Raw genomic sequence first — 25,773 nt, forward strand, 5'->3', positions numbered from 1 at the left:
AAATGAGGTGTTTATAAAATTAGGTTTATTTAAATAGAGTTTATTTAAAACGAAGTTTTTAAAAAACAAAGTTTTTAAAAAACGAAATGTCTGTAAAAGAAGTTTTTAAAACTAGGTTTATGTATAGCAAAGTTTATATCAAATAAAGTTTATTTAAAACGAAGTTTATGTAAAATGGAGTTTTTAAAAAACGAAGTGTCTAAGTTTTTAAAAATTTAAAATTTGGATTTAAATTCTTTTGCAGTAATTAGGGCTTAGATTGTTTTTAGAAGATAAGTAATTAATACTAAAATGTTTTTATGCTAAGTTTAATTAGTGATTTAAAGTAATAAAAATTAAACTGAATTAAATACTTTAGAGTATTTAATACCTAAGCTTAGTAAGTAATTAAATTAATTAGATTTATTGATTATATAAAAGTATTTATTACGCATATAAAACATAATTAGGATATGAGTTTTTAGTGTGGGGGGGGGTGTTTTTGCAAGTGTTTTTTACTCTGCTAAATCAAGTATTTGTTTTATAGCTCACTTAATTAAGAATTTTAAATTATTTAGCTAAATTTAAAGAAAACAATAAAAACATAAAGCTATTAATTACCCTTATTGTAATAGCAATATATTTAATTATTAGGTAATTTTGTTTTTAATCAAATAGATTAAAAGTATAAATATTAGCTTTTAAAATAAAGCTCATATTCTTTAAAACAATTTATTTTTATAAGATTTTGCTATGTATTGATTAAACATTTCATCATTTTTTTCACTCTCAAGCTTTTCTTCAATACTAGGCTCTACGCTATTAAATCCATCAATACAATTTTTATAAGTAAAATCCACAATATCTTTCATTTCATTTGTTTCATAATATTTAATTAATTTTTCTTTAAACTCGTTAATTAATCCGACTGGAATATTTACCAAACCAGCTCCATTGCTAATCAAGACCTTGTTAGCACATAGAATTGCCGTTCGTTTGTTGCCATCGCTAAATATTTGTCTTCTCATTAGATATAACATTAATGTTATTGCTCTTTGTGTAGCATTTGCGATTTTTTGTATTTCGTTTAATTCTTCTATAATTTCTTCTTTATGTGGCATTTTAGGTTTATAAGTTGTTCCACCTATAGCTACATCAAATTTTCTTATATAGCCTGATTGATAGATTAAATTTGCACCTATAGTCTTGTTCATTTTACAAATATAAGCAAAATCAACTTCAGGATAACTTATAGTATCAAAAAGAACATACCAAGCATATTTAAGGTTGTTAATAGCTACAATATCATCCACCTTTAAGCTACTTATATTTACACCGTTATAAATGGCTTCTACTTGTGGAAAAGTTACATTAATGCCCTCAAGTCTCGCACTTTTATAGATATTATCTACGATATTTCTTTTTGCTAAACATATGTTGTATTCTAAGCTCATATGAAATTTATTTTTCATATTTATTAATCCCTTTTTTAATTTATATAATTTTATTTTAATACATTCATCTTTTTATTTTTATAACCTAGAAATTTATTATAGTCAATACAATAATATGTAATACAAATAGTTAAAGTAAGATAAAATATTTTTTTATTTGCAGTAATTAGTATTATATTTTGTTTTTAGTTTAAGCTTTTAAAATCAATATTTTTATTAATAATATTTTAAATATTTTTTATATGGACAGAATTTTGACAACTCATATGCTATAATGCGAAAAATTACAAGAAAGGAGAATAAATGAAAGCTATATTTTCTCTTATGGGGGGGGATTTTACAAAAACTAAAATCACTTAACTTCATTAATTTTATTCAAAACTTCTCATTTACATTCAAAGGAACTTAGCAATGTTAGATAATTTTCCATGCACTGCATGTGGCTTATGCTGCAAAAGTATTAACGGAGTAAAAGAACTAGAAGAATTTAATTTAAATGGTGTTTGTATGCACCTAGCAGATGATAATACATGCAGGATTTATGAAAATCGTCCTATGGTTTGTAGGGTTGATGAATATTACGAAAGGTTTCTTAAAAAGTATATGAGTAAGGCTAAATATTACAACGAGAATATAAAAGTCTGCAATGCTTTACAAGATAAATTTAAAGTAGATAAAAAATATAAAATTAATTTAATTAAGGAGATTTAAAATGCCAATTCCTTTTATTTTAGGTGGTATAGCAGTAGCAGCAGGTGCTTTTGGAGCAAAAAAAGCTTATGATGGACATTGCGATAAAAAAGAAGCTGAGAATATAAATTCTAAAGCGCAAGGTATTTTTGATGATGCTAAAAGTAAATTAGAAAAATCAAGAGACCAAGCAAATAAAGCTTTAGAAAATTTAGGTTTAGCAAAAATACATATTCACGAGCATTCTTTTAGTGAATTTATTGATATATATTCACAGATTAAAAACATTGAAGAGAGTGATTTCTCACAAGATGATTTGAGTTTTGACATTAAAGAATTTATTGCATTTACTAAAGAAAGTGTTATTAGTTTTGCAGAGCTTGCAGGTGGTGGTATAGCATCACTTGGAGCTGGTGCATTAGCTGGTATCGGAGCTTATGGAAGTGTTGGACTTCTTGCAAGTGCATCAACTGGAACAGCAATTTCAACCCTAGGTGGTGCAGCAGCAACTAATGCAACTCTAGCTTGGCTTGGTGGTGGAAGTTTAGCTGCAGGTGGATTTGGTATGGCAGGTGGAATGGCTGTGCTTGGCGGCATCGTTGCAGCTCCTGTTTTAGCACTAGGTGGATTTTTATACTCAAAAGCAGGTGAAAAAGCACTAGATGATGCTAGAAGCAATCTTACAAAAGCAAATGTAGCAAAAGAAGAAATGGATACAGCAAGAATAGCAACTAATTCAATATCAACTATCGTTAATGAAGCTATTAGAGAAATAGAAAAACTTGATGTTTTACTTGTAAAAGACTTAGCTAAGTTTAGAGCAATGGTTGAAGGCAATCATGATTATTCTACATATTCAAATGGCGAAAAATCGTTTATGAAATACATTGTAAATATTGTAAAAGTAATGAGTGGAATTTGTAAAGTGAATGTGTTGAGTAAAGATGGCAAGATTGCAAGTGAGTTTAAAGCTGCTATTTTAAGTTCTCAAGAGTTCGCAGCAAGCATTATGAATAAATAAATTTTTAGGTGGCTTTTGCCACCTTTTTTAAAGGAGTTAAAATGACGCAAAATTTATTTTTTGATGAGCTAATAGAAGAGTTAGGCACTCAAAGTCTTGCTAGATTTGGACTAAATATTTTTAATGTTGATTCTTATGGTGCTTATATGGAAAGTTCAAAGCTTACTACAAGTATGCAAAAAGCAGTAAAACAACATGGAAGCAATCCAAATGGTTTTGGACAGATGTTTGAAGCTTATGAAGTAGGTAAGCAAAATATTAAAAATGCTTATAATAAAAATGATACTAGAGCTTATACAACAGATGAGCTTAAAGAGATAAAACAAGTATATGAAAATAAAGATTTTAATACAAATAATGATTTAAAAAAATCAATGGTTACTTCTAATTTTAGCGATGAAGAAATCAAAAGAATAGCAACTAATCCAAAACTAGATGTTTATGCTAAGACAAATCATACTTTAGTAGATGTAGTAGGGGTTGATAAAAATGGCAATGTAGTTAAAGAAGAGCAATTAAAGGCTGTTAGTGATAGTATTTTTTCTAAAACTTATGATAAGTATTTTGAAGCTGGAGTTAAAGTTAGGGTAGATAGCGATACTTATGAAAGAGCAGAGAATGAAATTAAGCAAATAAGACAAAATCTAGATAATGCACCAGACGATAAAAAAGCAATAATTCAAAAGCAATTAGATGAAAAAGAAACGAAATTTAAACAACTTGAAAAGGGTAGTGATAGAGCTAAATCAGGCTACATAAAAGGCGAAATTCAAGAAAACGGACAAAAAATCAACACTGATGGAAAAATCGCTTTAAAAAATGTATATATAGAACAAGCAAAACAAGCAGGTATAAATATAGCTCAAACAGGTTTAAGCGATGCAGGGACAGTTGTTTTAAGCACTTTTGCAAGTGGAGTTGTATGGGAATTAAGAGATGAGTATTTGCACAATAACCACGAAGATTTTTTAATAAGACTACAAAGGCTTTTAAAACAAGTTTTTGTAAAAGGAAGTGAGAGTTTTGGTAGGGGTGCTAGTTTTGGATTAATTGATACTATTGTAGGACTTGCTGCTCAGTGTTTAAAAAATATTGGTGGTAATCTAAGGGCTATGTGGACAAGCCTTAGAAATAGTGCCAAATCAATATTTAATGCTATTTGGCAATTTATAAAAGGTGAGATTAAAAGCTTCTCACAACTTATTAGAACAATTTTAAAGAGCTTGTTTTCGGCTATCATGGTTGCATTTGGTTTTGCACTTGAAAGGGAACTTAGCGTTTATGTAGGTAATGTTTTAGCTACTGGGATTTCTATTTTGGTTTGTTCGGTTGGAGTTGTCGTATTTTCTCAAAGTTTGGATTTAGCTATTAATGGCTTTTTAGCAATTTGCGCAAGTGCAAAAATGGCTAAAGCAAGAAGAGAAGAAATAGAAGCTTTATATCAAGAAATAATGCCAAAAATGATAGAAAATAGACTTCATTTAGAAAGCTTTACAAATGAATACATAAGCAATCTAAAAGATATTAGTGAGCTAAGTTTTGCTGAGATTAGCAGTGCTATGGCTAATAATGATTACGCAAAAGCTGATGAAGCTTTGATAAAACTTGCAGATGCTTATGGAGTGAATGATTTGTTTAAAACTCAGAAAGAATTTGATGATTTTATGTTAAGCGATGAGCCGCTTAGGCTTTAATTTAAAGGAGATTTTATGAAAAAATACAAACCAACTACAAAAGAAGAATTACTTGAGCTAGTAAGAGATGAGAGTATTTATCTAGGCGATATTGATACGAGCCTTATAACCGATATGAGTGAGCTTTTTTATAATAGTTTAAGAGCTGATTTTAGTGGTATAAATGAGTGGGATACTAGCAATGTAGATGATATGTGCTTTATGTTTTATGGTTGTAATAATTTCAACCAAGCCCTAGTATTTGATACTTCAAATGTAACTAATATGAGTTCTATGTTTGAAGGTTGTGTAAATTTTAATCAACCTTTGAACTTTAATACTGAAAATGTTGAGAGTATGAATTCTATGTTTGAGGGTTGCGAAAAACTAAATCAAGTTTTTGATTTTGATATAAGTAATGTTTATGAATTAGAAAGCATATTTAAAGGTTGTTATGAAATGAATTCAAGTTTTTTTAAAGATTTTAGCTTGAATGAATTATATGAAGATTTTTATGATTGTGAACCTGCTATGAAGCTTGTTTTAAATCACCTTAAAAACAAAGATATAAATGCTAATTTTAAACCTAAAAACAAAGAAGAGCTAAAACGATTGGTTTATTCCGATGTGCTTAGGCTTGATGAGATAGATACTAGTTTGATTACTGATATGAGTGGATTATTTGTAGGTAGTCTTAGAAGGGATTTTTCTGGGATAAATACTTGGGATACAAGCAATGTAACTGATATGAGTTCTATGTTTGCATTATGTAAAAAATTAAATATACCTTTATGGTTTGATACTAAAAATGTAACAAATATGAGTATGATGTTTAATGGATGTGAGAATTTCAATCAATACCTTAGCTTTAATACTAGTAATGTAACAAATATGAGCAGTATGTTTTATGAATGTAGTAGTTTTGATAAAACACTTAAATTTGATACTAAAAATGTAATAAATATGGGCTGTATGTTTTTTGGTTGTAGTAATTTTAACCAAAAGTTTGATTTTGACACTAGCAAGGTAGCAAATATGAACAATATGTTTGAATCTTGTGATAGCTTAGAGCATTTGCCGGAGTTTTATAAGAAATTTGTAAAGAAAACGAAGGGTAATTCTAAGAATTTGAATTAGGAATTTCATTTGAAATTCCTTTTTTCAAATTCCAAAAAAATCTGATGTATTTTAAGGATTAAAAAATCCTAATTCATATTTTAAATTCTTTTTATATAGACACAATCAGGACTTTACTTTTGCTAAGATAAGCAAAACTTAAAAAGGAGTTTATATGTGGCTTTTAGGACTTTTGTTTATCTTAGCTTTGCTTTTATTTTGGCTTAGGAGTTTTTAGGCTTTTGCTTTTGATTTTTATAGGGCTTATTATACTTGCAATTATTGGCAAGATTATTGAATTAATATTTAAGGATTAGAGATGAAAAAATACAAACCAACTACAAAAGAAGAATTACAAGAACTAGTAAGAGATGAGAGTATTCATCTAGGCGATATTGATACGAGCTTGATTACTGATATGAGTGAGCTTTTTTATTGGAGTGATAGAAAAGATTTCAGCGGTATAAATGAGTGGGATACCAGCAATGTAACTGATATGAGTGGTATGTTTAATGATTGCAGGAACTTCAATCAAGCTTTAACATTTGATACTTCTAATGTAACTAATATGAATAATATGTTTAGTGGTTGCGAAAATTTTAATCAAAGCTTAGATTTTAATACCTTAAAAGTAAAAGATATGAGTTCTATGTTTTTTAAGTGCGAAAGCTTTAATAAATCTGTAAGCTTTAACACTAAAAAAGTAATTAATTTTGAGCAAATGTTTTATGGATGTAAAAACTTTAATCAACATTTAAAATTTAACACCAAAAATGTAACTAGTATGAAAAGTATGTTTGTATATTGCGAAAACTTTAACCAACCGCTAAATTTTGATACAAAAAAAGTAATTAATTTTGAGCAAATGTTTTATGGTTGTAAAAACTTCAAACAAAAAGTAAATTTTAATATGAGTAGTGCTATTTATATTGATTTTATGTTTGATGATGAGTATATACACGAGCTACTTTGCGTAAATCACTCATCATTTAGAAAGCTTATTCTAGCTATAAAAAGGCTTTGTGTAGGTGATTTAGAATGTATTGCAGTTTTGTATCCAAAACAAGCTTTAGGATTTTTTAAGATAGTAATGGGAATTTATAATCGCTTTAACTCTACACGCTTATTTTTCAAAAATATAAAAAGAAAAAACTCAAATAATCAAAAGCAATACAAGCCAAAAAACAAAAAACAACTAGAAAAGATATTATATGATGATAGTGTTTATTTAGGAGACATTGATACAAGTCTTATTACAGATATGAGCTATCTTTTTCTAGGTATTTTTAGGGATGATTTTAGTGGTATAGAAAAGTGGGATACAAGCAATGTAGTTAATATGGATAGTGTGTTTTATAATTGTATGTTTTTTAACAAAAAGTTAGAGTGGAATACAAGTAAAGTAACTAATATGAATAATATGTTTGAAGGTTGCATAAACTTTAATCAAGCAATTGAGTTTGATATGACAAATGTAAAGCATATGAATAATATGTTTAAAGATTGTATCAATTTGCATCCTAAAAATCTAAAAAGTTTCAGTAAAGATGAGATTATTGAAAACTTTTATTATTTAGCAAAACTTCCAAAGTTTATTGCTAAAAATAAGTGGATAGATATGAAAAATGGCAAATTTAAACCAAAAAACAAAGCTGAGTTAAGGGCATTAGTTTATACTGATGATATTAAACTAGATAAGATTGATACAAGTTTAATCACAGATATGAGTTATTTATTTACTATATTTGATAGTAAAAGGACAGATTTTAGCGGAATAAATACTTGGGATACAAGTAAGGTAGCTAATATGAACAATATGTTTGCAGGTTGTAAGAGTTTAGAACACTTGCCGGAGTTTTATAAGAAATTTTGTGAAGAAAACGAATAAATCTAAGAATTTCAAATGGGAGTTTCAAATGAAATTCCTTTTTTAAATTCCAAAAATTTCGCTGCATTTTAAAGAATAATTATAAAGTTATAAATCAAAATTTATATTTTAAATTTATTAAAATCTTTTTATATAGACATAATCAGGACTTTACTTTTGCTAAGATATACGAAATTAAAAAGGAGTTTAGGTATGGCGTTATTGATTTTATTTATTTTAATTTTAGCTTTATTTATTTTTATATGTTTTCTTTTTGTAGTATTTACAATACTTATAGTTATGATAAAAATTAAAGATTTAATATTTAATACTAAACATATAAAGTATAAGCCAACTACAAAAGAAGAATTAAAAAAGCTAGTAAGAGATGAGAGTATTTATCTAGGTGATATTGACACGAGTTTGATTACTGATATGAGAGAGCTTTTTGCAGGTAGCGATAGAAAAGACTTTAGCGGGATAAATGAGTGGGATACAAGTAATGTAACTAATATGAGTGGTATGTTTTTAAGTTGTAGAGATTTCAACCAAGCCTTAGATTTTAATACTAGTAATGTAACAAATATGAGTCGAATGTTTAGTTTTTGTGAAAAATTCAATCAAAACCTAAAATTTAATACTTCTAATGTAGTTGATATGTCTTCTATGTTTAGCGATTGTTATAAATTTAATAAGGCTTTAGATTTTAATACTAGTAATGTAACAAATATGAGTCGAATGTTTAGTAGATGCAAAAATTTTAATCAAACTTTAAAATTTAATACTTCTAATGTAGTGTATATGAATGGTATGTTTGAAAATTGCAAAAGTTTCAATCAAGCTGTTGTTTTTGATACTAGCAATGTAACTGATATGGGAAGTATGTTTGAAAATTGCAAGAAATTTAATAAATTCCTAAGATTTAAAATAGGCAAAAACACATATATGAATAATATGCTTTTTGGTTGTGATAATATGAATGTCGGTAATTTAGTAGCATTTGATAAGGACACAATCATAAAAAATTTTTATTATCTAAAAGGCATTAGCAAATTAATATTGAAAAACAAATGGATAAAGCAAGAAAATGCTAAGCTAAAGCCAAAAAACAAAGCAGAATTAAAAGCCTTAGTTTATACCGATAGCATTAGTCTAAACCAAATCGATACAAGTGAAATTAATGATATGAGCTATTTGTTTTGCTATAGCAAACGAAAGAATTACAAGGGGATTAATACTTGGAATACAAGCAATGTAACCAATATGAGTTATATGTTTTATGAATGTTTAAGATTTAATCATTCGCTAGATTTTGATACAAGCAATGTAGTTGATATGGATTATATGTTTTATGGCTGCAAAAGATTAAAAAAAGAAATGAAATTTAACTTAGATAATGTAAGGTTTAAAAACGAAATTTTTACTTGCTCTAAACTTCCTATATTAAGAATATGTAGATTAAAGCTTATCGATTTTTTAGCTATTATTATTTTGTTAAAATTAATTTTTATTTGTAATTATTTGTTGCTGATTTTGATAAGCTTTTTAATACTTGTAGCTGTTGCTAGAATTTGTGAATATTATGTTAAATATAATAATTCCTAATTCAAGAAATTGATTTAGGAATTTTATTTGAAATTCCTATTTTAAATTCCAAAAATTTCGCTGTATTTTAAAGAATAACTATAAAGTTGTAAATCAAAATTTGTATTTTAAATTTATTAAAATCTTTTTATATAGACATAATCAGGACTTTACTTTTGCTAAGATATACGAAATTAAAAAGGAGTTTATATGTGGATTTTAGGACTTTTATTTATCTTAGCTTTACTTTTATTTTTTGGCTTAGGTGTTTTTAGACTTTTACTTGTAGTTTTTATATTCTTAATTTTTTTAGCAATTATTGCAAAGGTTTTAGAGTTGTTATTTAAGGATTAAATTCTTAGCAATTAATTTATATTAAAAGAGCTAAAATATTTTGATTTAAATCGCCAAAAATTAGCGATTTAAATTCTTAAAAATTATGCTCAATCTCCATCAAATCACATCTATCATTATCACAAGTATCAGCGTGATTAGGATTTAGTATATGTCCATTTCCTCGTCTAAAATCACCACCACCAGTGCAATCAAATTGATTTAAATATTCTTCAAATATATTATCTCTATTACCAGCTAAACCAATTAAGCTAATGGCTTGTATGTTGTATCTATTATTAGCAGATAGGTTTCTTAATAAAGTACGCTCATCGTGTGTAGGTGCTATAAAGCTTGTAAAATCTTCTTCGCTTATATTTTGAGCATTTGTTGGGATTACTACTGCTCCGTTGTTTGTAATGATGATAGGAACTGCGTGTGCTCTGCCGTTATCTAAACTCATTAATGCAATATATAAAGAACCAGCAGAAGAATTTAAAATACCCCTTAATTGAGCTCTTAAATTATCTTGAGTTGTGATAGTGCTAAGGCTCCATTCTTGTCTTGGCAAAATACTGCTAGTTAAAGCCCAAATCGCCCTAATACCCCTTGAATATAGTCCTTCACCTAAAGCCAATTGTTGTCCCCATAACTCAAGTGTTTCACCCATTAAATTATACATAGCAGGGTTTCTTCTAGCAAATGTAGTAAATGGAGATACATTGTCCATATAATCAAATAAATATCCAGTAGAACTATAATTTAATATAGGACTATGTGGATATACTTGAGTTAGTAAAGAAACTATTTCATAAGTATGTAGCATACAAATTCCACAAATCCCACTAGCATCAGTGCTGCTATCAGTAGTCCTTGCAATGCTTAATAATCGTGCTTTCCAATTTGCTTGTAAAGGGTCAAAATTAGCTAAGCTATTTGATATAACTTCTCGTTTTGTTCTTCTTTCTGCACCACAATGGCTAGAGAAAAGTCCTAAATTTCTTGCGTTAAAATTCCTTAATTCATAAACGCTAAAGTCAAATGATAATTTACCATCTAATAAAACGCTAGGAGATAAATGGGTTTTATAATAATTTATATCACTTATAAATAATTTTCCTAATTCACTGCCCCTTGAAACATCTAAAATATTTTTATTAATATCTAATATATAAGAATTTTCAAATAAATTTAAATTCCAATAAAATCTATTTTCAAATCCGTAAAAATTACATTTAGAAAACTTTAAAAAACTAGCGTCTTGATTGCTAAGATTAGTTTCAAGGCACTCAAAAGTCCCACTGCTAGGGTTAAAAAGAGCTATTTTACCACTTGTAATATCGTAATAAAAATTAAATGGTGTTTTTGAAGCCCCATTTTTTGTAATATAAAATAGTTCTAATTTATTATTTGATTTTGAACGAAAATATATAGAAGTTTTAAGAGCGTAATTAATAGGCGGTGGAACTGCTTGTAGCCACTGCTTCATTTCGCTATTATCTATGGTTATTTTATTGGCGTTTTTGTTTTTTGTAGCTAGTAAATTATATTCGCTTTCTTTTACTTCTACATCAATATAAGCTGGCAAGCTAAAGGTATCTGTTATGCTAAACCATTGAGATTTATCGTTTAAAACACAAGGTTTTAATTCAAAGAAATCTTGTTTGGTTTGTCCACTTTTAAACCTATCGCTAAGACTTGCACATAGCCAATTGTCTTTATATTTAAAAGCAAGTCTTTTGTATAAATCATATCTCGTATCTACTGCTTGTTTGCAATCTAGCATACCGATTATGACCCTATCATGCACTTGTCTTGGAGCTAGACAAAAAGTTTTATTATCGTGAGCTTTTATGATTAAATGCTTATCTTGTATTTTGTTGGCTGGAGTTTGCGGGACGCTATTTGCAAATATTGTAGAAAGGTAAAATAATATTAATATAAGTTTTTTCATAATTTCCCCCTTAAGATTTGTGATTATATTAATTTATAATAATATTTATTCTAAATTTCAAATATTTTTTAATAGTTGTGAAAATTAAGGAGCAAAAATGAGTGATAATAATGCTAAAAAAAGATATTTTGCTATCAAAAATAGCATAGAATTTAAAAAACAAGAAGAATTAAATTCTAATTATGAAGATATTTTAAAAGCTTATGAAAAAGAGCTTGATGAAGCGATTTTGAAAGTTGTTAATAAGTATAAATTTAGTGAAATTTTAAGCAGTAAAATGCCAAATTATCACAAAATAACAAAATCTATAATCTACAAAGCAGAAAGCGAAAATGAAAAAAAGGGCAGATTATATGAATTAAAAATTAAAAAGTATTACGAAGAGCAAGGTTACAAGGTCTTTCCACACGGCTTTATAAATGGTAAAAACGATGGCGGGATAGATTTGGTTTGTTATAAAGAAAATGAATGTGTATTAATTCAGTGCAAAAATCACAAAAGCCAAATAGGTCAAGATTTGTTAAGGAAATTTTTAGGTGATTGCGCTGTTTTTGTTAGTGAGAATGAAAAAATGCTTAAAAATAAAACTATTAAAAAAGTTTTTATAAGTTCAAGTGAGCCAAGAGCAAGTGCTGAATATTATTTAAATAATTATAAGGATTTAATAGAGTATTTAAATATTGAAGAATAGTATGAAAATGACAAAATAGTTTTAGGTGTTATTTTGTGAATTGTAATTTTAGTAAAATCAATAAAAGTAGCTATTTTATATATGGTTGTTTTGGTATTTATCAAGGAAATTTATACACTACTAATAAAAATCGGCGAATATATAAATTAAAAAAATTGTGCTTAGCAATAAATAATGTAAATATATTGTTTGATACGAATAATATGTTTTAGAGTATAAATAAAATCCAAGTAAGCTAAATTTACTAGATTATAAATATTTATTTTCAAATGAAATTCTTATTTTAAATTCTTTTAAAATACACGAAATATTTTTTTGTATTTTAGTGTTTTAAATTGGCTAAGTTTAATAAAAATTATATTCTAACTATAATATTATTTACATTAGGTTTTATCAAATAAAAGATAGGATAATATGTAAAATATTTCAAAATAAGGATAAAAATGAAAAAAATTACAAAAATTACAAAAAGAGAAATTTTTAAACTTTTTAAAGATGGTTATCGTGATTATGGGATATATCATTATGATTTTGAAGAAGATGAAATTGATTTTTTATTACAAAATTTTGATTTAGAAAATATGCCAAGTAAGGTTAATTACCCAAATCTTAAAGAAGAATTTATTAAAAATTATATTACAAACAATAATTATGAAAGATTTTTTTATTTAAAAGATGACACTTTAGGCTTATGCAACGATAGTGAATATCTTGGTTTTCTGTGTAAGTTTTTTCATCCTGAGATAAGAAAAGAAGAAAGTGATTGGAAAATAATTTTAGAAAAATTAATGACTTGCTTAAAAAAGATGGATATGAATTTTATATAAGCGAAGTAATGTCCGGTAGAAATGTTTACGATTGGAAAATATATATAGAAAATGATCAAATTTTCAAACCTTATTCGTTTAGATATAAAAAAATTGAAGAAACATTAGGTAAAAAATTTAGAGAACAAGTTTTTCAAATATTGAATAGTTATAATAGCAATTTTTACAAACAAGATGAGTTTGGTTATAACTCTTATTACGATTATATTTCGTTGTTAGAAGAAGAAATTTTATTATTTCATAAATTAGAATATTACTCTAATGGTATTATAAAAATAGCAAAAAATTTAGAAGATTTTATTTTAAATTGCGAAAAGCTTAAGTTGTTTGATGTTATTGAAATTTTTCATAATCTGAAAAAGAACGACAGCTTTACAGAACACATTAATATGCAGTTTAAGAGATTTGATATACCTTATAAATTTGAAAATAATTTAATAGTGGCAAATATTGAACCGCCTTTAAAGCTAAGTGAAATTGAAATAAAAGAAAATGGCTTAAAGGTTTTAGTTGATAAATCAAATGAATTATATGAAAAAGGTGAAATTTGGTTGGCAACTCAGCAAATTTGGGCTGTTTTTGAAAGATTAAAAACATATTATGCAGATTATGATGATAAACGCTCGGAAAAAAGTAAAAGTGCAAATAAGTTGATAAATCAAATAAGCTTTAACGAAGAAGAATTTATAACAATATTTACAGATGAATTTGAAATATTGTCAAAAATAGGAAATAATTTTCAAATAAGACATCATGAAAAAATGATAACTCCGATTAAAAACAAATTACATTGCGAGTATTTTTATAAAAGGTGCTTTTCATTGGTATCAATAGCTTTGAAATATTTAGATAATAGTCATGGTATTTAATAATATAATCAAAGCCATTTGGATAGATTTACAGCTTGATACGATATACTTTATCTTTTTTATAATTATGATTTTGTGTATTTATTCAATGCAAAAGACATTTAGAAAAAATACGATTTAAAGGACATAAGATGAAACAAATAAATGAAAATCCTATTTCAAATTCTATAAAAATACACGAAACAAATTCCTAGTAAAAAATCAAGCTAACAATAATACAAACTAATAAAATAAAATTAAAAATATGTAAAGCTTCAAAAATATTAAAGAAATGATTGTAAAAACTTTAAGTAAAGCCCTAATTTTAGGGCTTTAGACTTAATTAAATATTTTAAATAGTATAAACATAAAAAATGCAGCAGGGGTTGCTTTAAATAGTATAAATGCCATGTTTTTGCTGATATTATTTTTTAACTCATTTTCTGATACATTTTTTCTTGTATTAGCCATCAAATCAAAAGCTACACAATATTTTCCAGCTTTATTTAAATTCTTTTCTGTATTTTCTAGTGATGTTATTAAATCCATTTTATTCTCCTACATGTTTTAAAGTAATATATGGTGATAATTGATAAATATCAAAAATAACTTCGCCGTATTTATTCACCAAAGTTTTTAGATTAGGTTCCATTGATGCTAAATCTTTATATGTATTATTTTCTTTAGTAATCGTGCTTTCATAATAACGCCATGATATTATGAAATATACGACGAAAATTATAGTTCCTGTAATTAGACTTGAATTACACGCAAATATCAATGAGATAATAAGAATAATTGTTAAATTGATTGGATAATTTTTACTTTCTTGGTGTATTGTTTTTAGCTCTTGATTAGATTTGTAAACATATCTTAAAAATTCTATACATTCGTAGAAATTTATACAATTTTGCTTTAATCTTTCATAATCAATTTCTACTCCGTTTGCTTGATTTTCTCTACCTATTAATGCCACAGTACCTTTTAGTTTAAATACATTATTGACCGTAATTGTTGAACTTGTATTTGTTGTAGATATTGATGAAGATAAATTATTAGTTATTATGTTGCGATTATAACTTGTATGAGTTTGTGCTGTCTCGGTAGCATTCATACTCTTAGTATGTTGAGATCTTACTATATTGATGATAGCATTAAAACCCATAAGACTAACCATTTTCTTAAGGGATTGTTCGGCATCTTCATAGCTAATGTTTGAACTTGTTGATATTTCTAGTTCACTTGCGAATATTACCTGATATCCCCCACCTATAATATCTCCACTATTTATGAGTCTTACGCCTAGCGCCAAATCAAATTTTGGATTTTGTGCTTTTAGCTCTTCAATAGTGATAACACTATTCATTTGTGACTCCTTTGCTTTGGAATGTTTAAATGAGTATATTAATATTTTTAAATTAAATATGTTTTAATTTAGCTTATTTAAGTTAAAAACATATTTAATAATTTAACTTACCTAAGAACAGGGCAAGAAAGTTAGTTTTTGGCTTATAAATTATGTTTGATTGAAAATACACTAAAGAAATTCTTGGATGATTACAGCTACTAACCGATAAAATACCGATAAATTATACTGAAAAACTGCCGAGATTTTAAATTGCTATGATGAGTATATAAAATTTAAAGAATTTAAAATCAGAATTAGAAAAAGAAAAATTCCACCTAATGAACGAGCTACTAAGTGGCAAAATAAGGTTTGCTAACTTTATCAGCCTTTAGCAAAAAGTAATGATTAATGATTTGGGTCTAACTTACAATAGGCTTTTAGATAAAAAAGAAAAAAATTTGAAGATGATAACTTAAACTGCATTACATATAAAAATATTTTTGATAGTGTTAAAATAAACGATGCTGAAAAAAAATAAAGAAGATGTATTTTTTACTATTTTTCTAAAATCATATACGAAATATGGACTTTATTTGTTATTTTATAAGAATGTGAAATTTATATTTAAATAGCTTTGGCTTTAGACCTAATGAAATGATAAATACTAAGTATGCGAGTTTTTATTTTAGGAGTTCTATTTTTATGGAAAAATTAATGAAGTTAGCACAAGGTAGCATGAGATATAATTTATCTAAAACTAATTTTTTAAAAGTAAAATTCCTAAGTTTATAAGAACAGAATAAGTTAGGGGGGGGGGTAATTGCGTGTGATGAGCGTTTGGAGTGTATAAACGAGCTAATAATAGCTGAAATTTCCCCCAATTTCACCTTTTAACCGAACTTTTAAGTGGTAATATTCGGGTAAAGATTTTAAATATGTATGATTAAAGGAAAACAATGGATAAAGAAAGAGGTAAAATAATTGTTGAATTTAATAAGGTTGCATTTAACTTAAGAAAAAATAGTCCTGCAAAAAGAATTGTGAAGGCAAAAATATACGATGAAAAAAAGATTGAACAAAATATAAAAAATTTATTTGTGGTTGAAAACAGCTTACTATGTAAAATTACATATAGTGATTTAAATGTTATAGATAAAATTTCATTTCAAGGAAATGAAGAAAAAACAACTATTGATAGTATTTGTTGCAAGCACTTGAATTTTTCATTTAATGAAATAGTATTTGAAAATATTGTTTTTAATCTTAGTAAATTTGATTGTGAAGATTTGTTTAAATTATTTTTTAAATCAAGTGAGCTTTTAAAAATCAGCTTTAAAAATTGTGCGCTTAATTCAAATGATGTTCAGAAAATTCACGACATTAAATTTAAAAAATTGTGTTTTGATAATTGTGAATTTAATGATCAATTATCTTTTGATACTTGTGTATTTGATACACAATTTTTTATATCAAATTCAAGAGTTAGTGATAAATTTAAAAATTCTAATAATGAATTTGTTGTTTTTAATAATTGTATGTTTAATTATATACCAGAGATAAAAATAAGGAAATCTCAAAACTATGAATTATTATTCAAAAAACCAACTTTTAACAAGAAAATAAGCTTTAGCAATAATGTTTTTGACAATAAATATAAACAGGTAAAATTTGAAAATGCTATTTTTAAAGATATAGAGTTTAATTTTGAATATGGTAAAAATACTTTTGAACAAGATATATTATTTGTAGGGTCTAAATTTGAAAATATCGCTTTTTGTGGGATAGAAATCAAATCTAGTATAAATTTTGATACATGCACATTTAACAAAGAATTTGAATATGATGATGAATTATTTCATCAAGATAAGATTAGTTTCAATAATTCTACCTTCAATGATAGTTTTATGGTAAGAAGCAATAGTAAAGAAATAAATAGAGAGTTATCTTTTAAAAATGTAAAATTTAACAAAGATTTTAAATTAGATAATGTAAAAATCAATAAAGATATTACATTCGTAGGGGCAGAATTTAATGGTAATTTGTATATTAATAATTGCGAAATACTTGAAAATATATTTTTCACATCTTCTAAATTTAAGCAAAATCTTGATTTTGCTAATTCAACATTTAAAAAATTTGTAGATTTGGATAAAGCAGAAATAGGCAATGTGGTTAATTTTAATAGCACTATTTTTCAAAATACCCCCATTTTGAGCTTAGCTTATATGCAACAAAACACGATTGTGGATATAACATTTATGCAAATTATACATTCTAGCATAGAAGATATGGAAAAAAGTATTGCAAATTATTTAAAGCTAAAAAAACAAAATATTGATAATAAAGATAAATTAGAAGTTATTGTAAATTTAAGAGAAACATATAGGATATTTAAAGATATTTTAATAAATAAGCACAATACAATAGATGCTTCTAGATACAAAAATATTGAACTATATTTGAAAGAATTGGAATATAAATATCAAGATAAAGTATTAGATGAAGATAAAAATAATAAGTTTGGAAAACTTAGCATGAGAGAACAACTAGACTGGATTTTATTGAAACTAAATAGGATTGTAAGCGACCATCATTCTGATTTATTTCAAATAATTATTTTTACTTTAAGTATGGTTGGTGGATATGTTTTGATTGATTATATTTTTTTTGAAAGAAAAGAAATTATTGATTTTATTAATCAGCAAACAGAATACCTAAAAGTTTTCTTTTTCTTCTCTGTTTTAATTGCTATGATTTTTGCATTGTTTTTTATATTTTATTATTTTTTAGAACCTAGAAAATCTAAATTATCTATAATTTGTAAGTATATAATGTATTTTATAATTATTTTAATTGTAATAAATATTATAATTCGTGAAGATGATGTGATCTATGTTGTTATGTTTTATGTATTTATGTTTAACCTTATAATAAATAAAACAGCAAGATATATTTTAATGGTGTTTGGTTTGTTTTGCATATCTTATTTGCTTTTTAAACACGGTTACTTTTTATCTGTTGCTGATATTGTTGCGAATAAACAGCTAGTTAAGTTTAAATATTTTTTAATAATTGTGTGTCCAAGTTTATTATTTATTGCTTATGTTTGTTTTGCTGTGTTGGTGTATAGAAAAAATGGGTTGTTGGTATTTTTTGCTTTAATAGGTATTGTTGGGATATATTATAGCCCTAGCATAATAACCCCATTTTTAGGGGCGTTTTCAGAAGATGCGAGAAATCATTATCTATATAAAGCTATAGATGATTTAGATGATAAAAAGGCGTTAGAGCTAGCTAGAATAATACTTCCAAATGACAAGGATTTAAAAGAATTTGAACCTAGTAAAACCATTTTGAGTAAAAACACTAAGCTAGAGCAAATCAGCATTTTTGATAAAACGGATTTAAGCGTTAATTTTATCTACGAGCAATCAAATCAAGATAAAAACGAACAAAGCGTTTATAAAGCCAAAAAGATTTTAAAAGACTACAAAGACGAGCTAAAACCATCAAAGTTATTAGATGAAAGCCTAGAGTTAAAACGAGCCGTAGCGATAGATGGTGGGGTTTCAAGGCTTAATATAGCTTATTATTTGGTTCTTGCGTTTTGTATATTTGCCTTGCAAAAAACAATGCGTAAAAACTCCATAATCCCAAGCTAAAACCAAATTTCGTTTGTTTGCTTAAACTTGCCAAACAAACGAAATTCCGAATTCAAATTTCAAATACGAAAATAAATTCTAAAGCCAAACAAGTGACATTTGGGGATTTGTAGAATTTATTTCGTGTATTTTTGCCATAAAATTAAAGCCCTAAACATACGAAATTTATTTTTAATCTTTTAGTAATTGTTATTTTTAATATCAAAAAGATATGATTTTAAATAAAGGAGTGTTCATGAGATTGGAATTATTATTTAGCGTAAAAGAAAAGCTAAGAGAAGGCAATAAATCGGTTTTAGTTAAAGATACAAGAAATATTACAAATATAATAGAAGAGAGATTAAATAGATTAGAAAATGGTAAGAAATGCTATAAAGGAATTGTTATAGAAGATAAATTAGCTATGAAACATGCCATTTTATTTAAGTTTAAAATAAATGGAAAAAGTCTTGATAAAGCTACTTTATTAGATAGATTTTATAAAGATATTAAAGATGGCGAACACAGAAAAGAATATCATATCACCGTAGTTTATAGCGATAGTTCTTTGTATTTTTCAGAAAAGCTGTATAAATTAATATCAAAACATGAAATTATGTTTAGAAAATTGATTTATTTGTTGATGATAGGGGCTTGTGGGGACAATTGGTATAAAATTGTAGATGAAAATATAGCAAGAGATAAACGTCAAGATAAAACCAATCAAGATTTAAATGAAGCTTTTTTATCTTTGCTAACATATCAAGATTATATCAATGGATTTTTTCAACTTACATATCCTAATAATCTTGAAGAGCTTATGGAAGAAGCGAAAAAAGAATTAGATAACAATAATAAAGAAAAAGCAATGGAAAAATTACAAAAAATTGCAAGAAAACCACACATAGAACATTGGTATGAGAATTTAAAAGTAGATAAGCTAAAAGAAGATTTATTAACTATACAAAAAATAAGAAATAAAATCGCCCATAATCACGCAATTTGTTTAAAAGACTATAAAGAATATGAAAAAACTATAAAAGCAGTTATAAAAAGACTAGAAAAAGAAATTGAAAAAGTAGAGAAAGAAAAATATATGTCTTTGAAAATAAATTCTATTGATATTTACGCTAGATATATGAAAGAACTTACTTCGCGATATGAAAATGCTTTTAAAAATATAGGCAAATTAGCAGACTACCAAACTAAGCTATCAGAAATGATAAGTTTGCCTAATAAGATTGTGCAAAATCAATTTGATATAGCGTCTAAATTGAGTAAAATCTATATACCAAGTTTTAGTTTTACAAATCCATTGCTTGAACTATTAAGAGAACAGGAAGAGTTAATGGTCGATAAAAAAGAATAATGATTTTTATAGGAATTTCGTTTGTTTGGATTTAGCCAAAACATACGAAATTTATGGATAAGTTTAAAAAATACATAAAATAAATTCTTAAATATAAAAATGCATTCAAGCTTTAAAATTTGTCAATAAGGCAGTTTAAATGGTTTAATTGTTAATCAATGGATATTTTGCAATGTTTGAGTAATTTCATAAGTACTATCAAATTTGCAATGATAGAAATTTTGTTATGGTTTGTAAAGGTAAAAATAAACTAGACTAACTAAAGTTATATAGTAAACTTCACTCACCACATATTTTTAGAACAGGTAAAAGATTTTTTGAATATAAATTTTACTCGTTTATAGAATAGGTTTAAAAATAAATAATATAAGGTATTATTAAAAACTATTTTTGTAATTATTTATAAATAATGTTATATTTTATATTATTGTTTGATGGTCAATTACCATTATATAAGTAAAGTTAAAGTAGAATATTTGTTATAACTTATATTAAAAATCATAAGCAAAGCTTGCAAATATATGAAAGTTAAAATAAAAGGTTGCAAATGTTTGACAAAGTTTCTTTTTCTGGGCACGAGAAATTTGATTGTAAAATAGACTGGATTAGTCGTGGATTGATAGAATTTAATAAATGTGACAAATTGTTTACAAATAGCAAGCTTGATTATTCTATAGAGGTTTTGGGCTTAGGCGGCAACATGGTAAAGTCGCTACATTTTTGGTTAAATGCTTTAGGTTTGCTTGAAAAAAACACATTAAGCAATATAGGAAAGATTATTTTAGAAAAAGATGTTTTTTTAGAAAACCTAGACACTATATGGCTTCTTCACTGGAATTTAGTGAAGAATAAGTCTAAAGCTACTTTGTATAGTTTGTTTTTTAATTATTTTTATCAGTATAATTTTACAAAAGAGAGTCTTTGTCAGTTTGTAGTTGCTTTTCTTAAAAAACTAGATATGTCAATTAGTGAAAATAGCATTAAATTTGATATAGATGTTTTACTTAGGATGTATGATGGATATGGAGATTTAGGCTTGTTTAAAGATTTGCAAATATTATCTAGAAAAGATTTTTCTTGGAATTTAAACATAGGAAATACTGCTAATATAAGCGATGAGGTTTTTTTATATATACTGGTTGATTATATTCAAATGTTAGATATTAAAGACTCTATTTCTATAGATGAGATTCAGTATTCTAAGCTAAGCATACAAAAATCTCTTTGTTTAAACGAAAATGGCTTATTTATGAAAATAAACAATATAGAACATATTAGCAATGGTGCGTTGTTATATTCAGAATCTGGAGGAATAAGGCATATATACTTAAATAAAAATCTAAATACAGAAGATATGCTCAATAGGATTTATAATGTTTAAATATAAAACAATTTTAAAATTAGATCAAAACTACAGCAAATCAACAAATATTAACTATAGCGGCTTTAATAATAAATTTAGATTTACTAACTTTACAGCAAACACCTTGAAGTTATTGTGTAACGATAAACATGCTAACTCAATATCACTAATAGGTCCTTTTGGTTGTGGTAAATCATCATTAATGGTTTTTATAGAACATTGTTTAAATGGTAATGAAGAAGCACTTAAAATTTTAGATAAAGACTTTAAAGTATTGGTGAGTAAATATATTTTTAAAAAAAGATTTTATTTTATAAAAATAATAGGTGAAACATCTAGTATTAAAAATATGATTATTGATTATGTGCTTAAATCCACAGAGTTAAAGCTTTCAAAGCGATATATAAACAGTAGTGATAATGTGCAAATGAGTGTTTTGTTAGAAAATTTATATAATGATATCAAAAATATAGGTTTTACAAACATTGTATTTTTGATAGATGAGTGTGGAAAGTTCATAGAAAATTCGTTGTATAATCAAGATAAAAGTGATTTGTTTGAATTGCAAACCATAGCTGAGTTTGTAAATTTTAAAGATGATTGTAAGATGTTGATTAGTTTGCATAAAAGTCTTAGAGATTATTACAATGTAGGCTTAAAAGTAACACACACAGAATGGGATAAAATACAAGGAAGATTTGATAATGTCCTTTTTGGTGATAATTCTTTAGAGATTTTAAAAATTTTTCAGCATACAATAAAACTCAAAACAACAAATATTGATGCTATGAAAGAATTTGATAAGTTTATAGATGATATTGATGCAAGCAATATCTTTAATCATATAAGTATTGTAGAAAACAAAGATAGTCTAAAAAAACTATTTCCATTACACCCAATAGCCGTGGTGTTTATAATAGAATTATTTCTTAAATTTTTTCAAAACCAAAGAACTATTTTTTCTTTTTTATTTTCTTTAGAGCCTTATGGTTTTCAAGATTTTATAAACAAAGACATTGATAAATACTATTTATATTGCGTAAGTGATTTGTACGATTATGTAAATTATTTATTAGGTGTATACAATGTATCGTTACCTGATAGTGAGATTTGGGGGCTTTCTATAGATAGGATAAAAGATAGCTCTATAAATCAAGTAGAGCAAGATATTATCAAAACTATAGCTCTTATACATGGTTTTAAGCTTGCTAGCTTGATTTTGCCTACAAAAGATTTGATTATTTATTCTTTGTCAAGTAAGTATGAAAAAAAAGTTATAGATAGTGCTATTAAATCTTTGATTTTTAAAAATGTAATTATGTTTCAAAATCAAAGTAGGTCATACTCTTTGATTGAAGATTCTAACATAGATTTAAATTATGAGATATCAAACATAAAGAATAGTAGTGCCAATTTTAACTTTATTGAATATATCAACCAAATTATTTCTAACGAAAAGCTCATTAGTAAAAAGTTTTTAATCACACACGGATTAAACAAACCTTTTAGATATAAAATTATTCAGAGTGCAGATGGAATAATAGAAAATGATGTGATATACATAGTTTTTAACGGTTTGAAAATAGATGATAGTTCACACATGGTAATAAATGTAAAAAATATAAAAGAACTAACAGAACTAGGCAAGGAAATATATGCATATAAGATTGTAAAGCAAAACAATATTTTAAAGCTAAGTAAAGATACAAGAATTATTATAGATAATAAATTACACTCTTTAAAGTATTCACTTAAACAAAGCTTTTACGATTTATTGAACAAATCTCAAGTGTATTATAAGGGTGATATTTATAGCTTTAAAAACATACAAGAATGTATTAGACTTAAAATTGAAAACGACTATAGCTTAACACCTATTATAAATAACTATACGATAAATTACACTATCAGTAATGGTGGCGCCCTTACTCCTATAAAATTTCTTTTCTATCATATGTTAAATTACCCCGATAAAAAGAACCTAGGAATAGAAAAATACCCAGCACACATGACTTTATATCTATCTATTATAAAGCCATCGTTAATGCATATAAAAGATAATCTAGGTTATAAGCTAGTGGCACCAAGTGGTTTAAATTTTAAACATATTTGGGAATTTATAGAACAAAAAGTTAGAGAAAAAATAAATGTTAAGAAATTAGTAAATTATCTTAAATTAGAGCCTTTTGGCTTAAACGATGTAAAATCTAAACTAATAATATCTTTGTTTATTATTGTAAATAAAAATAGCATTAGTATTTTTAAAAATAACGAATACGCTTTTAAAATTAGCGATGATTTGCTAATAGACTTATGGAAAAATATAGCTCAATACGAAATACATCGTATTGCTTTAACAAAAACTCAAGAAGAAATTTTTAAAGCATATATGTTAGCTGTATCTTACTATGAAAGTAGATTTTCAAATAATGCACTAACAGTTTTAAGCCAGATAGTTTTTTCAAAAGTAAATATGCTTCCAGATTTTGCAAAAAAAACTAATAATATATCAGATAACGCAAAAAAACTAAGATCTGCTTTATTTTCAATGAAAGATCCTGTACAAACTTATTTTGTAGAAATACCAAGGATTTTTTCTTTGACTGATAGTGATACGTTTGCTAAGTCATTTAAAGAGGCTTTTAATGAAATAGCGCTATCTTTTAAAAATATGATTTTAGATATAGAAAAGCATATATTTAGTAGTTTTTACTTAACACATCCAACATATCCATATAAAAACGAAATGGTTGACATAGCAAACGAAATTTTAGAGATTGAAAGTAGTAACAAAGTAAGAGCATTTTTAAATGCTTTTATATATGCTGAAAATATAGTGGATTTAGTAGATTCTATAAGTGTTATCTTGATAAGTAAAAACATAAAAGAATGTAGCGATTTAGATATTAAAGAATTAAAACAAAATATCACTTCGCAAGCTAAATATATATTAAATAAGACAAATTTAAGAGCTTTAGGTAAAAATGTAAAAAGAATTACAATTTTAAGCCAGGATAAAGAAGTATCAACAATATTTAAAGATAATGATGAGAACATAAAAGAGCATATAAAAAATATAGAAGAAAAATTTTTAAATAAGCTAGAAAAAAAAGACAAAATAACATTGCTTTTGAAAATTTTAGAAAAGGAAATACAAGATGAGTAAAGAACTTCATATTATATCAATTTCTGGGGGCAAAGATAGTGCTGCTATGGCAATTTATTTAAAAGATAAATATCCAGATAGAAAGTTTGAATATTTGTTTTTTGATACAGGTGAAGAGTTGCAGGATACCTATGATTATTTATCAAAATTGCAAGCGGTTACGGGAATTAAGATAGAAAAATTGCTACCTAAAAAATCTTTTAAAGAGCTTTTGTTTGAACATAATAATTTTTTACCATCACCTCAACAAAGGTGGTGCACAAAACGAATGAAGCTTGAGACTTTTTTAGAAAAAATAAAGCAATATGAAGGTTGTAAAATTTTTAACTACGTTGGCATTAGAGCTGATGAAGACAGACTAGGCTTAGTGCCTAATCAGGATAATATTATTACCGTTATGCCTTTTAAGGATGATGGTATAACTCTCGAGGATGTTAAAAGAATATTAAATGATTCTGGCTTAGGACTGCCTAAATATTACACTCCGGTTAAAGACGAAAAATATGACATAGAGTATTATAGAACTAGATCGGGGTGTTATTTTTGTTTTTTTATGAGACAGATAGAATGGGTTTGGCTTTATGAAAAGCATCCGGATGAATTTCAAAAGGCTATGGAATTTGAAAAAGAAGGATACACTTGGATACAGGGTATGCCACTTAGCGAGTTATGCAAAGCAGAAAATATTGATAGGATAAAAAAAACTTTCAAAGCGTATGAAGAAAGAAAAAAACAAGCAAAAAATAAGAAAGATTTATTGCTAGGTAGAGAATTTTTGAGTAAACACGATAAGGATTTAGAGGATTTTGAAGATGACAAGTTTTGTTCGTTTTGCACTTTATAGGAGTT

19 protein-coding genes are annotated in these 25,773 nt (G+C 26.1%); 15 read left to right on the forward strand and 4 right to left on the reverse strand.

Going from position 1 to position 25,773, the window contains the following annotated elements; genetic code table 11:
• Positions 1-701: 701 nt before the first annotated feature.
• Positions 702-1,451: a Fic family protein gene (locus AVBRAN12654_RS03100; RefSeq protein ID WP_336613909.1), complete on the reverse strand. Its 750-nt coding sequence runs from the start codon at positions 1,449-1,451 to the stop codon at positions 702-704.
• A gap of 393 nt (positions 1,452-1,844) precedes the next feature.
• Here AVBRAN12654_RS03100 and AVBRAN12654_RS03105 point away from each other — a divergent pair, with 393 nt between their 5' ends.
• From AVBRAN12654_RS03105 to AVBRAN12654_RS03135, 7 genes are all read left to right on the forward strand, one after another.
• On the forward strand, positions 1,845-2,144 hold the full coding sequence (locus AVBRAN12654_RS03105; protein ID WP_239803266.1) for a YkgJ family cysteine cluster protein: 300 nt from the start codon (positions 1,845-1,847) through the stop codon (positions 2,142-2,144).
• 1 nt (position 2,145) lies between these two features.
• Positions 2,146-3,144 carry a hypothetical protein gene (locus AVBRAN12654_RS03110; protein ID WP_239803267.1) on the forward strand — a complete coding sequence of 333 codons (999 nt, stop codon included), beginning with the start codon at positions 2,146-2,148 and terminating at the stop codon, positions 3,142-3,144.
• A gap of 41 nt (positions 3,145-3,185) precedes the next feature.
• The gene (locus AVBRAN12654_RS03115) at positions 3,186-4,838 is read left to right on the forward strand and encodes a hypothetical protein (RefSeq protein ID WP_336613910.1); all 1,653 of its coding nucleotides are present in this window, start codon (positions 3,186-3,188) and stop codon (positions 4,836-4,838) included.
• A 15-nt stretch (positions 4,839-4,853) separates the two neighbouring features.
• Positions 4,854-5,954, forward strand: a complete 1,101-nt coding sequence (locus AVBRAN12654_RS03120) for a BspA family leucine-rich repeat surface protein (RefSeq protein ID WP_336613911.1) — start codon at positions 4,854-4,856, stop codon at positions 5,952-5,954.
• 298 nt (positions 5,955-6,252) lie between these two features.
• Positions 6,253-7,821 (forward strand): BspA family leucine-rich repeat surface protein, encoded by a 1,569-nt coding sequence (locus AVBRAN12654_RS03125; RefSeq protein WP_336613912.1) that lies wholly within the window; start codon positions 6,253-6,255, stop codon positions 7,819-7,821.
• Between the two features lie 192 nt (positions 7,822-8,013).
• A complete protein-coding gene (locus AVBRAN12654_RS03130) occupies positions 8,014-9,405 on the forward strand; it encodes a BspA family leucine-rich repeat surface protein (protein WP_336613913.1) in 1,392 nt (463 codons plus the stop codon).
• A gap of 189 nt (positions 9,406-9,594) precedes the next feature.
• A complete protein-coding gene (locus AVBRAN12654_RS03135) occupies positions 9,595-9,738 on the forward strand; it encodes a hypothetical protein (protein ID WP_336613914.1) in 144 nt (47 codons plus the stop codon).
• Positions 9,739-9,814: 76 nt separating this feature from the next.
• On the opposite strand, the gene AVBRAN12654_RS03140 is transcribed toward AVBRAN12654_RS03135, so the two are convergent.
• Positions 9,815-11,671, reverse strand: a complete 1,857-nt coding sequence (locus tag AVBRAN12654_RS03140; protein ID WP_336613915.1) for a DUF1561 family protein — start codon at positions 11,669-11,671, stop codon at positions 9,815-9,817.
• A gap of 97 nt (positions 11,672-11,768) precedes the next feature.
• Between AVBRAN12654_RS03140 and AVBRAN12654_RS03145 the strand changes: the two genes are divergently transcribed.
• From AVBRAN12654_RS03145 to AVBRAN12654_RS03155, 3 genes are all read left to right on the forward strand, one after another.
• Positions 11,769-12,362, forward strand: a complete 594-nt coding sequence (locus AVBRAN12654_RS03145; RefSeq protein WP_336609750.1) for a restriction endonuclease — start codon at positions 11,769-11,771, stop codon at positions 12,360-12,362.
• Between the two features lie 443 nt (positions 12,363-12,805).
• Positions 12,806-13,189 (forward strand): hypothetical protein, encoded by a 384-nt coding sequence (locus tag AVBRAN12654_RS03150; protein ID WP_336613916.1) that lies wholly within the window; start codon positions 12,806-12,808, stop codon positions 13,187-13,189.
• Positions 13,126-14,058 carry an AbiJ-NTD4 domain-containing protein gene (locus AVBRAN12654_RS03155; RefSeq protein WP_336613917.1) on the forward strand — a complete coding sequence of 311 codons (933 nt, stop codon included), beginning with the start codon at positions 13,126-13,128 and terminating at the stop codon, positions 14,056-14,058. Before AVBRAN12654_RS03150 ends, AVBRAN12654_RS03155 begins: the two co-directional genes overlap by 64 nt.
• 318 nt (positions 14,059-14,376) lie before the next feature.
• Here the strand turns inward: AVBRAN12654_RS03155 and AVBRAN12654_RS03160 are convergent, their stop codons facing one another.
• Together AVBRAN12654_RS03160 and AVBRAN12654_RS03165 are read right to left on the reverse strand one after the other, a co-directional pair.
• A complete protein-coding gene (locus tag AVBRAN12654_RS03160; protein ID WP_336613918.1) occupies positions 14,377-14,586 on the reverse strand; it encodes a hypothetical protein in 210 nt (69 codons plus the stop codon).
• 1 nt (position 14,587) lies between these two features.
• A complete protein-coding gene (locus AVBRAN12654_RS03165) occupies positions 14,588-15,403 on the reverse strand; it encodes a hypothetical protein (protein WP_336613919.1) in 816 nt (271 codons plus the stop codon).
• Between the two features lie 938 nt (positions 15,404-16,341).
• Here AVBRAN12654_RS03165 and AVBRAN12654_RS03170 point away from each other — a divergent pair.
• From AVBRAN12654_RS03170 to AVBRAN12654_RS03190, 5 genes are all read left to right on the forward strand, one after another.
• Positions 16,342-19,047, forward strand: coding sequence for a hypothetical protein (locus AVBRAN12654_RS03170; protein ID WP_336613920.1), 2,706 nt, complete (start codon positions 16,342-16,344; stop codon positions 19,045-19,047).
• 235 nt (positions 19,048-19,282) lie between these two features.
• On the forward strand, positions 19,283-20,395 hold the full coding sequence (locus AVBRAN12654_RS03175; RefSeq protein WP_336613921.1) for a hypothetical protein: 1,113 nt from the start codon (positions 19,283-19,285) through the stop codon (positions 20,393-20,395).
• A 547-nt stretch (positions 20,396-20,942) separates the two neighbouring features.
• A complete protein-coding gene (locus AVBRAN12654_RS03180; protein WP_336607502.1) occupies positions 20,943-21,776 on the forward strand; it encodes a DUF4007 family protein in 834 nt (277 codons plus the stop codon).
• On the forward strand, positions 21,769-24,924 hold the full coding sequence (locus tag AVBRAN12654_RS03185; protein ID WP_214120210.1) for a hypothetical protein: 3,156 nt from the start codon (positions 21,769-21,771) through the stop codon (positions 24,922-24,924). Before AVBRAN12654_RS03180 ends, AVBRAN12654_RS03185 begins: the two co-directional genes overlap by 8 nt.
• Complete coding sequence (locus AVBRAN12654_RS03190; protein WP_214120211.1) at positions 24,917-25,768, forward strand: phosphoadenosine phosphosulfate reductase family protein; 852 nt, start codon at positions 24,917-24,919, stop codon at positions 25,766-25,768. The genes AVBRAN12654_RS03185 and AVBRAN12654_RS03190 overlap by 8 nt, the downstream gene beginning before the upstream one ends.
• The last annotated feature ends 5 nt before the right edge of the window (positions 25,769-25,773 follow it).

The organism is Campylobacter sp. RM12654, assembly GCF_020137585.1.
Taxonomy (GTDB): Bacteria; Campylobacterota; Campylobacteria; order Campylobacterales; family Campylobacteraceae; genus Campylobacter_E.